The 10739-nt window shown below is 75.3% G+C and carries 6 protein-coding genes; all 6 read right to left on the bottom strand.

The window, feature by feature from the left end; all coding sequences use genetic code 11:
• Positions 1–208 precede the first annotated feature (208 nt).
• The gene (locus ACFV8H_RS24580) at positions 209–2806 is read right to left on the bottom strand and encodes a ComEC/Rec2 family competence protein (RefSeq protein ID WP_380403615.1); all 2598 of its coding nucleotides are present in this window, start codon (positions 2804–2806) and stop codon (positions 209–211) included.
• Positions 2807–2891: 85 nt separating this feature from the next.
• Positions 2892–3848 carry a helix-hairpin-helix domain-containing protein gene (locus tag ACFV8H_RS24575; RefSeq protein ID WP_380403612.1) on the bottom strand — a complete coding sequence of 319 codons (957 nt, stop codon included), beginning with the start codon at positions 3846–3848 and terminating at the stop codon, positions 2892–2894.
• Positions 3849–4033: 185 nt separating this feature from the next.
• Positions 4034–4879: a DegV family protein gene (locus ACFV8H_RS24570; protein WP_380403609.1), complete on the bottom strand. Its 846-nt coding sequence runs from the start codon at positions 4877–4879 to the stop codon at positions 4034–4036.
• 81 nt (positions 4880–4960) lie between these two features.
• Positions 4961–5764, bottom strand: coding sequence for a hypothetical protein (locus ACFV8H_RS24565; protein ID WP_380403606.1), 804 nt, complete (start codon positions 5762–5764; stop codon positions 4961–4963).
• Positions 5765–6106: 342 nt separating this feature from the next.
• Positions 6107–9028: a leucine--tRNA ligase gene (leuS, locus tag ACFV8H_RS24560; protein WP_380403603.1), complete on the bottom strand. Its 2922-nt coding sequence runs from the start codon at positions 9026–9028 to the stop codon at positions 6107–6109.
• 383 nt (positions 9029–9411) lie between these two features.
• Positions 9412–10728: a hypothetical protein gene (locus ACFV8H_RS24555; RefSeq protein WP_380403600.1), complete on the bottom strand. Its 1317-nt coding sequence runs from the start codon at positions 10726–10728 to the stop codon at positions 9412–9414.
• Positions 10729–10739 lie beyond the last annotated feature (11 nt).

The following is a 10739-nucleotide window of genomic DNA, read 5'->3' as shown; positions in this document are numbered from 1 at the left end:
ACCCCCCCGGTGTGCTGCGGCCCCCCCCGGTGCTTGTATCCCTCCTCGCCGTGGGACTATCCCCGGGCCCCGGCGCGGGTCCCGCCCGCCCCCCGCCGCAATCCCTTTCCCCGGGCCCCCGCCCCCGCCCCCCTCCCACCCTCCCTCCACCTCCCCCACCCCTACCCCCTGCCCACCCCACCTCGTGGAGGGGAGAAGGAGAGCGGGGTCACTCGGGCGGGGCGCGGGGCCCACGGGCGGAGTGCCCCGGGGCGGCGTGCCCGGCGCGGGTGCCGTGGGCGGGCTGGGGGTGGACGGCGACGGCGAGGGTCGCCGGGGAGTCGCCGGTCACGGCGATGTCCCCCGCCCGGTCGGTGCGCAGCACAGTGGCACCCGACGCACGCAAGCGGTCGACGGTACGGGGCGACGGATGCCCGTACGGGTTGCCCTCCCCGCAGGAGATCAGGGCGAGCCGGGGCCGCAGGGCACCGGTCAGGTCCCAGTCCTGGTGGGCCGAGCCGTGGTGCGCGACCTTCAACACGTCCACTCTCCCGAGACGCCCCAACAGGGCCGACTGGGCGGGCGGTTCGAGGTCGCCCAACAGTGCCATCCGCAGGCCGCCGGCCGAGGAGACGAGCAGTGCCACGCTCGCGTTGTTCGCTCCGGGCGCTTCGACGGCCGCCCCTGGAGCGGGCGACACCACGTCCCAGGACAACTCCGCACCGGCCGAACGCCGTTCACCGCGACCCGCCCGCAACAGCGGTACGCCTGCGCCCGCCGCCCAAGCCGTCACCCGGGCCGCCTCTCCCGGTGGGTCGTCCAGCACCGTGCCCTCCACCGCGCCCACCTGGCGCCCCCGCAACACCCCCGGCACGCCTTCGACGTGGTCCGCGTGGAAGTGCGTCAGGAGCAGGAGCGGCACGGTCGTGATGCCGAGCTCCCGCAGGCAGCGGTCCGCGGCGTCCGGATCCGGCCCGGTGTCGATCACCACCGCGCTGTCCGGCGCACCGGTCGACAGGGCCAACATGTCCCCCTGCCCGACGTCGCACATCACCAGCCGCCACCCCGCCGGCGGCCAGCCCGTGGCGATCCGGGCCAGCTGCGGCGGGCGCAGCAGCACGCCCAGCAGCACCACCAGCAGGGCGCCGGTCACCAAGGCCCGGGCCCAACGACGACGGGCACCCGGCGGATGGCCGGACTCCGCCCGGCGGGGCAGCAGCAGCGGCGCCACCCAGCAGGCCGCCAGGGTCGCCAGGGCGACCGTCGCTACCCCGAACCAGCCTCCGGGCCACGACAGTTGCCCACCGGGCAGCTCGGCCCCGCGCCGACCGACGAAGGCCAGCCAGCCGGCCGGCACCCCGGCCGGCTCGGCCAGTAGCCGGGCCAGGGACGGGAAGAACGGTTGCAGCGCGAGCACCCCGAAGCCGAGCAGCGTCGCCGGCGCCACCGCCAGTTCGGCCAGCAGGTTGCACGGCACCGCGACCAGGCTGATGTGCCCGGACAGCACCACCGTCACCGGTGCGCACAGCGCCTGCGCCGCCGCCGTGGCCGCCAGCGCACCCGCCAGGTGGTGCGGCCACCGCCGGGCCCGCAGGGACTCGGCCCAGTGCGGCCCGAGGACGAGCAGCCCGGCGGTGGCGAGCACCGAGAGCAGGAAGCCGAAGGAACGCGCCAGGTACGGGTCCAGCAGCACCAGGACCAGGACGGACCCGGCGAGCGCCGGTACGGCCTGGCGGGGGCGGCCGGTGGCCAGGGCCAGCATGCCGATCAGTCCCGTGCCCGCCGCCCGCAGCACGCTGGGTTCGGGTCGGCAGACCGTCACGAAGGCCAGGGTCAGCGCCGTACCGGCCAGGGCACTGGTGCGCAGCGACAGCCCCGACAGCGCGGCCAGTCCGCGCCGTTCCGCCGTGCCGGCCTGCGCCGGTGCGCCCAGCAGTACGCCGAGGACGATCGCCAGGTTGGCCCCGCTGACGGCCACCAGGTGCACCAGGTCGGTGGCGCGGAAGGCGTCCACCAGGTCGTCGGGCAGTCGCGAGGTGTCGCCGACGACCAGCCCGGGGAGCAGCCCGCGCGCGTCCGGCGGGAGCCCGTCGCTGGCCGTGCGCAGGCCTTCGCGCAGCCGTCCGGCGATCCGCTGCGGCAGGCTCGGCGGTGCGAGCTGCCGGGGCGGGCCGTGGACGAGCAGCAGTGCCGCGGACTCGGTGTCGTAGCCCTCTCCCGCCGGCCGCACCTCGGCCTCGACGGCCAGCCGCTCGGACGGCAGCAGCCGCAGCCAGGAGTCGCTCTCCGGCCCGCGGACCATGACCGTCACCGGGGTGTGCGTCCGGGTGGCCCGTCCGTCCGGGAGGACGGTCGCGCGGTCGGCCACGGCCTCGACGGTGAGGAGGCTCTGCCCACCGGTGGTGCCGCCCCGGGAGGTGTGGACCTTGGGGTCCCCCGCGACGGTCAGCTCCACCTCGACCGCCGTGGCGGGCGTGCCCGGGGCGCGCGGCGGCGCGTGCTCGGCCGCGCGGGCGAGCTCCGGCAGCGGGCCCCGGTGCAGGTCGGCGGTGTGCAGCGGGGTCGCGATCGCGGCCGCCGCACCGGTGAGCAGGACGGCCGCCAGCGCCACCGCCGCCCCGCGCTGGGGCAGCAGGCCCGGCCGGGCGAGCAGCAGGACGGCCGCGAGCACGGCGGCACCCGCCGACAGCAGGATCAGCGGCTCGGACCCCGGTTCCACGGGCAGGAGCACCGCTGTGACCAGCCAGGCCCAGACGGCGGGCAGCAGCAGTCGGAAGTCGGCGCCCGAGGAGCGGGTGCGCGGGAGCGGCGCGGTGGTGGCGGTCACGGCGGTACCTCCTTTCGGCATCGCTGAGGGGCCCGCAACGGGGCCGGAAGAGGGACGGGAACAGAGGGACGGGAACAGGGGGACGTCAGAGGGTGAGGAGCGGACGGAGTTCGGCGAAGGTGCGGGCACCGATGCCGCTGACCTGCCGGAGCTGGTCGACCGAACGGAACGAACCGTGCGAGGCGCGGTAGGCGAGGATGCGCTGGGCGAGGGTCGGGCCGACGCCCGGGAGGGCGTCGAGCTGTTCGAGGGTGGCGCGGTTGAGACTCACGGGTGGTCGGGGCGTACCGGCACCGGGCAGTCCGCCGGCGCCTCCGGGAGCGGGGACGGGTACGGGTACGAGCGCCTGCTCACCGACCGTGATCTGCTCACCGTCCGTCAGGACGCGGGCCAGGTTGAGGCTCCGGGTGTCCGTCTCCGGCAGCGGACCGCCCGCCGCCCGCAGCGCGTCGGCCACCCGCGATCCCCCGGGCAGGGTGTGCAGACCGGGCAGGTGGACCCGGCCGCCGACGTCGATGACGACGGCGGGCTCGGCGCCCGGGCCCGCGGGGCCCGTGGGTGGCCCGGCCCCGCTGCCGGGCGGGCCGTCGGTGGCGGGCGGGCCCGGCTCCGGCGGCGCCGACGCGGCCGCCAGCGCCGGAACGGCGACCGCCTCCGGCCGGGCCAGCCAGAAGTGCTGCACGGCGTAGCCCACCGCGAAGAGGAGCAGGACGGCCAGCCCGGCCACCGCCCGCCGGTCGAGCGCCAGCGCCGAGGCGAACCGCAGCCGCGCCCCGGCGCCCGGCGGATCGGGGAGGTGCGCCGACTCGGGCGGGCCGGCCCCCGGCGGCACTGCGGCAGGCGGTACGGCCGCCACCGGACCGCCCTCCGGCGGCTGACCGGCAGTCGACTCGCGGCCCGCGGGCTCGCTGACCATCGGCTCACGGCCCGCCGGCTTGCGAACCGCCGGCTCCTCCTCTGTCGGCAGCAGCGCCGCCATGCGCAGCCGTACCGTCTCGTCGATCGCTTGGCGCTTCGCCGCGCCCAGGCCCAAGGTCGTCATGGCGAGGACGCTAGGAGCACTTCGCAGAAGCTGCGGAAATTTCCGAAAGCCTGTGGAAAACCCGGGGGTTGTGGATAAAAAGTGTCACTCACACGAGTGGCCACACCATCACGCGGTTGACCAGAACCGCCCCGAGCCGCCCAACCCCAACCCCAACCCCAGCCCCGACCCGCCCGACCCCCGCCTCAGCGCGGTGCGACCACCACCGCCAGCAGCCCCGGCCCGACATGCGCGCCGATCACCGCCCCGACCTCGCCCACGTACAGCTCCCGCAACCCCGGCACCCGCGCCCGCAGCCGCTCCGCGAGCTGCTCGGCCCGCTCCTCGGCGGCCAGGTGGTGGACGGTGATGTCCACCTCGCCCTCCCCCGAGCGCTCGACCGCGATCTCCTCCAGTCGCGCGATCGCCCGCGACGCCGTCCGCACCTTCTCCAGCGGCTCGATCCGCCCCCCGTCCAGGTGCAGCAACGGCTTGACCGCCAGCGCCGAACCCAGCAGCGCCCGCGCCGCCCCGATCCGCCCGCCCCGGCGCAGGTGCTCCAGGGTGTCCACGTAGAAGAAGCCGCTGGTCCCGGCCGCCCGATCGGCCGCCGCCCCGGCCGCCTCCGCGAGGCCCAGGCCGGCCTCGATCGCCTCGGCCGCCGCCAGCACGCCGTACCCGAGGGCCATTCCGACCAGTCGGCTGTCCACCACTCGCACGGGCACCGGCGCCTCGGCGGCGGCCAGCCGGGCGGCCTCGACCGTGCCGGACAGTTCGCCGGAGATGTGCACCGACACGATCCCCCGCGCCCCGGCCTCGGCGGCCGCCCGGTAGGTGGCGGCGAAGGTCTCCGGGTTGGGCCGGGAGGTGGTCACCCGCTGCTTGCCGCGCAGCGCCTCGGCGACGTCCTTCGGGGAGATCTCGACGCCCTCGCAGCGGACCTCGTCACCGACCGCGACGCTCAGCGGTACCACCGTGATCCCGTGCCGGTCGAGCGCCGCCTGCGGCAGGTAGGCCGTGGAATCGGTGACAAGTGCGAGGTCGGAGGGCATGAGGCGGAGGTTACTCCCCGTTCGTCCGGGATGACAGCAGCTGTCCGCGCGCTCCTGGGCAGGCCCGGCCGCGCGCGGGAATCAGCTCGCGGACGGCCCCGTGGAGGGCCCCGCCGACGGCTTCCGCAGCCGCTGCGCCAGCTTCGCCAGCGGGTCGGCCAGCCCGAGGAGGTCCTCGGCGTTGGGCCGCCCCCTGCCGTCCGTCAGCCCGGCCCGGGCCGCACCGGCACCGGCACCGGCACCCGCACCCCCGCCTGCTCCAGCCCCAGCACCAGCACCGGCACCGGCACCGGCACCGGCACCGGCACCCGAGCCAGCACCACCGCCCCCCGCCGTGTCCCAGTGCCGCAGCGCCCCCGCCTCGCTCTCGCACTCCTGGCTCAGCCGGCTCAGCTCGTCGTCCGCGAACCGGTGCATCCGGTCCTGGGCCGCCCACCGCATGGTCTCTGCGGCGTGGGTGATCCGCTCCGCGCGCTCGCGCAGTTCCGGCAGCTTGGCCGCGATCCGCGTGGTGTCCGGCTCGCGTTCCAGCACCCGCAGCTCGCCGTCCAGCTCAGCCGCGTGCGCGTCGAGCCGGGTGAGCAGCGCGAGGGACTCGCCGAGCTGGCCGTCCTGCTCCAGCCCGCCCTCCAGCACCTGCCGGGTGCCGTCCAGCGAGGTCCGCAGCTGGAGGCGGACGGTGGCGATCTGCGCGGGCGGGCCGACCTTGGTGTACTTCTTCGCCTTGAGGGTGGCGGTCTCGACGGCGCGCCGGGCGTTGGCCTCGTGCCTCTCGACCTTCGCGGCGACGGCCTTGGCCGCCTTGACCGTGCCGACCACGGCCAGGACGAGCGTCGCGATCCCGAAGAGCAGGACCAAGCCGATCATCACGCCGAACACGTCCATCGCGCGTCACCTTCCGCCGCCGTTTCGGCCCCCACCGGGCCCAACGCGGGCCGCACTGCCGTGGGTTCCACCGTAGCCGCCACACCCGGGCCCGGAAGGCCCGGAACGGGCCGGCGGACGGAGATCAGGGACAGATCCGGGATCTCCCGGAGGGCCCGCACCCGCCCCACCTGCTCCCCTGCACCCCCGCACCCCACTCCGCACCCCGCACTCCGCGCCCCGCACCACCCCTCCCCGCACCCTCGCACGAGGTCCGGACAGAACACCGGACAGAACACCGGGCGGGCGCCCCGAAGGACACCCGCCCGATCAACTCCTGTCCGGAGCCGCCCCGAACCGACCTCAGCCGGTCACGATGTTCACCAGCTTCGGCGCCCGCGCGATCACCTTCCGCACCGCCGCGTCACCGATCGCCGCGACCACCGCCGGGTCCGCCAGCGCCAGGGCCTCCAGCTCCGCGTCCGTGATGCTCGGCGCGACCTCCAGCCGGGCCTTGACCTTGCCCTTGATCTGCACCACGCAGGTCACCGACTCGTCGACCACGTACGCCGGGTCCGCGACCGGGTAGTCGGTGTGCGCCAGCGACTCACCGTGGCCCAGGCGGCGCCACAGCTCCTCGGCGATGTGCGGGGCCAGCGGCGCGACCATCAGCACCAGCTGCTCGGCCACGGCCCGCGGCGTGGAGCCGCGCTTGACCAGGTAGTTGTTCAGCTCGATCGCCTTGGCGACGGCCGTGTTGAAGCGCAGCCCGGCCATGTCGCCGCGGATGCCGTCGATCGCCTTGTGCAGGGCGCGCAGCGTCGCGTCGTCCGGCTGCTCGTCCGTGACGACCAGTTCGCCGGTGCCCTCGGAGACGACGTTGCGCCACAGCCGCTGCAGGAAGCGGTAGGAACCGACGACGGCCCGGGTGTCCCACGGACGGGAGACGTCCAGCGGGCCCATCGACATCTCGTACAGGCGCAGGGTGTCCGCACCGTACTCGTCGGCGATCTCGTCCGGGGCGACGGCGTTCTTCAGGGACTTGCCCATCTTGCCGGCCTCGCGCTTGACCGGCTCGCCCTGCCAGAAGTACGTGCCGTCGCGCTCCTCGATCTCGGCGGCGGGCACCGGGAAGCCGCGCTCGTCGCGGTAGACGTCCGCGGTGATCATGCCCTGGTTGAACAGCTTGTGGAACGGCTCGACGGAGGAGACGTGCCCCAGGTCGTGCAGCACCTTGTGCCAGAAGCGGGCGTACAGCAGGTGCAGCACGGCGTGCTCGGCGCCGCCGACGTACAGGTCGGCGCCGCCGGCCGGCTTGGCCTCGGTGGGGCCCAGCCAGTAGCGCTCGTTGGCCGGGTCGGCCACCGCGTCGGCGTTGGTCGGGTCGACGTAGCGCAGGTCGTACCAGCAGGAACCCGCCCAGTTGGGCATGGTGTTGGTCTCGCGGCGGTAGCTGCGGACGCCGTCGCCCAGGTCCAGCTCGACGTTGACCCAGTCCTCGTTGCGGGACAGCGGGGTCTCCGGCGAGGAGGCGGAGTCGAACGCGTCGTAGGTGCGCGGCGAGTAGTCGTCGACCTCGGGGACCTCGACCGGCAGCATCGACTCGGGCAGCGCGTGCATCACGCCGTCCTCGTCGTAGACGATCGGGAACGGCTCGCCCCAGTACCGCTGACGGCTGAACAGCCAGTCGCGCAGGCGGTAGTTGACGGTGCCCTCGCCGATGCCGCGCTCGGCCAGCCAGGCGGTGGCGGCGGCCTTGGCGTCGACCACGCTCAGCCCGTCCAGGGACAGGGACAGGGACTCGGACCCGGACGACGACTGCGCCGAATCACCCTCGGAGCGCACCGAGTTGACGATGACCGAGTCGTAGGTGTCGAAGGCGTCGTCCCACTCCGCCGGGTCCGAGCCGCGCCCGTCGGTGGGCTCGACGACGCAGCGCATCGGCAGCGCGAAGGCGCGGGCGAAGGCGAAGTCTCGGTGGTCGTGGGCGGGGACGGCCATGATGGCGCCGGTGCCGTAGCCCATCAGCACGTAGTCGGCGATGAACACCGGGACGGACGCGCCGCTGACCGGGTTGACGGCGTAGGCGCCGGTGAAGACGCCGGTCTTGACCTTGGCCTCGACCTGGCGCTCGACGTCCGACTTGGCGGCGGCGGTGGCCCGGTAGGCGGCGACGGCCTCGGCGGGGGTGGCGGCGCCGCCGGTCCACTCGGCGGGCACGCCCTCCGGCCAGGCGGCGGGCACGATGGAGTCGACCAGGTCGTGCTCGGGCGCCAGCACCATGTAGGTGGCGCCGAACAGGGTGTCGGGCCGGGTGGTGAAGACGGTGATCTTCCCGCCGTCGACCGCGAAGTCGACCCGGGCGCCCTCGGAGCGGCCGATCCAGTTGCGCTGCTGCAGCTTGATGGCCTCGGGCCAGTCCAGCAGGTCCAGGTCAGCGATCAGGCGGTCGGAGTACGCGGTGATGCGCATCATCCACTGGCGCAGGTTGGACTTGAACACCGGGAAGTTGCCGCGCTCGGAGCGGCCGTCCGCGGTGACCTCCTCGTTGGCCAGCACGGTGCCCAGGCCCGGGCACCAGTTGACCGGCACCTCCTTGGCGTACGCCAGGCGGTACTCGCCCAGCACCTCGTCGCGCTCACCGGCGGTCAGCTCGGCCCAGGCGCGGCCGCCCGGCACCTCACGCTCGCCGGACTCGAACCGGGCGACCAGCTCGGCGATCGGGCGGGCCTTGCCGGCCGCGTCGTCGTACCAGGAGTTGAAGATCTGCAGGAAGATCCACTGCGTCCAGCGGTAGTAGTCCGGGTCGATCGTGGAGATCGAGCGGCGCGGGTCGTGGCCCAGGCCCAGCCGGCGCAGCTGCTGGCGCATGTTGGCGATGTTGGCCTCGGTGGAGACCCGCGGGTGGGTGCCGGTCTGCACCGCGTACTGCTCGGCGGGCAGGCCGAAGGCGTCGTAGCCCAGCGTGTGCAGCACGTTGTGGCCGGTCATCCGCTGGTAGCGGGCGAAGACGTCGGTGGCGATGTAGCCCAGCGGGTGGCCGACGTGCAGGCCCGCACCCGAGGGGTACGGGAACATGTCCATGATGAAGCTGTGCGGCTTCGCGGCGACGTCGCCGGCGGCCGGGTCGGCCAGCTCACCGGTGGGGTTGGGGGCGTGGAAGGTGCCCTCCTTCTCCCAGATGTCCTGCCAGCGGGACTCGATCTCCGCCGCCAGCGCGGCGCTGTACCGGAACGGCTCGGTCGCGGTCTCGGCCGCGCCGGACGCAGGGGTCGTCTCGCTCATGGTCCTTCAAGCTCCATCGGTGTCAGTTGGCGAACCGCGACGCGGCCGACCGTGGACCCCTCCCACGGCGCGGGCGGGGGCGGAAAACAAAAAATCCCCTCGCAGGAGGGGACGCCACGCCGACTCCGGCACCGCCCGAGGGCGCGGCCGGTCCTGGTCAGCGCGGCCGGCTAAGGAGCAGGCGCACGGTTCGCATGGGCTCAGGGTACCGCAAGCAGGTCAGGGCTCTCCTGGCCGTCCCACCGGCGGCACCGCGCCCCTGCGGCCCCCACGGGCCACCCGCGCCGCGCCACCGACCCCACGGCCCACCCCCACAGCCGACCGCCGCACAGCCGCCCACCCGCACCGCCGACCGCCGACCGCCGAACCACCGCCCCCACCGCCTACGGCGCAGCCGCCCGCGCCGCCCCGCCGTCCCGCAGCCCCGCCGCCTCGAAGTCCCGCAGCGCCCTGGCCAGCCGCTCCGACTGCATCCCCGCCGCGAGCGCGCGCGCCAGCCCCGCCGTCCGGGCGGCCTCCCGCTGGTCGCCGAGCCGCCGGTGGGTTTCGGCAAGCCGGACCATCAGCAGCGCCTTGGACCGGGCCCGCCCCGGCCCGAGCCCGGCGACGGCCTCGGCGAGCAGGGCCTTCGCCATCCGGTGCTGACCGAGCGCCAGCCGCCCCTCCCCCACCATCCCGGCGAGGTCGGCCCGGGCCTCCTCGGTGCCGGGGACGCCGTCGATCTCGGCGAAGGCGCGGGCGGCGGCCTCCTCGGCCTGGTCGGCCTCGCCGCGGCGGCCGTGGGCGCGGGCGATCCGGCCGTACTGGCGGGCCCGCCCGGTGGGGCTGAGTGCGGGCCCGTGGGCGTCCAGGGCGGTGCGCAGCGCGGTGACGGCGTCCAGGCCGCGCCCGCCGCTGCCCTGGGTGGCGAGGGCCACCAGCGCGCCGAGCCCGGCGACCCCGAGCCGGACGTCGCCGCTGACGTGGGCGGCGCGCAGCGCGGCGACGAAGGCCCGCTGGGCGGCCGCGTCGTGGCCGAGGTCGAACGCGGCCCAGCCGGCCAGCCGGGCCAGCCTGCTGGCGGTGCCGTACAGTTCGCGGCCGAGTCGTTCGTCGTACGCGCCGAGCTCCAAGAGCTTGGCCAGCATGGCGAGTTCGGCCCGGGTGGGGCCGAGGACGAGGCCGCCGCCGCAGGAGCGTTCGAGGCGCTGCTTGCTGCGGTAGGAGAGGCCGAGCTCGCCGGCCAGGGTGGGGTCGACGCGCAGCGCGCCCTCGCCGCCGCCGACCGGCGGTGGCGGCGAGGAGAGCCGTTCGGCGGCGTGGTCGAGGTCGGCGCTGCGGAACAGGTCGGTGAGCCGGACCGGTCCGGCGTCGGTGGCGGCCTCGCGCAGCGCGGTCTGGGCGGTGTCGGCGGTCCACGGGTCGGTGAGCAGCCGGGGCGAGAGGATCTTGGCGCCGCGGTGGCCGCCCATCCGGCCCCAGAGCTGCTCGTAGGTGACGGCTATGCCGAGGGTGCGGCTGAGCACCTCGCAGACCGTCTGGTCGTGCGGGCTGCGCGGCACCATGCCGCGGTCGCGCCACTTGTACGGGGCGGTGGAGCTGATCGCCAGGCCCGGCGGGAGGGCGAGGCTCACCTCACGGGCGAGCCGTTCCGGACTCCAGCCGAGCTGGTGCAGTATCCGGGCCAGCTCCTCGTTCCGCCTTCGCTGCAGATCGGCCATGGCACGACGGT

Source organism: Kitasatospora sp. NPDC059827, assembly GCF_042731675.1.
Classification (GTDB): Bacteria; Actinomycetota; Actinomycetes; order Streptomycetales; family Streptomycetaceae; genus Kitasatospora.
The sequence above is the reverse complement of the archived record's forward strand: the minus strand, read 5'-3'. Positions and strand labels throughout refer to the sequence as shown.

What these genes read in the sequence shown, in the direction of transcription:
- ACFV8H_RS24575 (WP_380403612.1), bottom strand. Translation starts at nt 3,848, where the DNA reads ATGACGACCTTGGGCCTGGGCGCGGCGAAGCGCCAAGCGATCGACGAG.
- ACFV8H_RS24570 (WP_380403609.1), bottom strand. Translation starts at nt 4,879, where the DNA reads ATGCCCTCCGACCTCGCACTTGTCACCGATTCCACGGCCTACCTGCCG.
- ACFV8H_RS24565 (WP_380403606.1), bottom strand. Translation starts at nt 5,764, where the DNA reads ATGGACGTGTTCGGCGTGATGATCGGCTTGGTCCTGCTCTTCGGGATC.
- leuS (WP_380403603.1), bottom strand. Translation starts at nt 9,028, where the DNA reads ATGAGCGAGACGACCCCTGCGTCCGGCGCGGCCGAGACCGCGACCGAG.
- ACFV8H_RS24555 (WP_380403600.1), bottom strand. Translation starts at nt 10,728, where the DNA reads ATGGCCGATCTGCAGCGAAGGCGGAACGAGGAGCTGGCCCGGATACTG.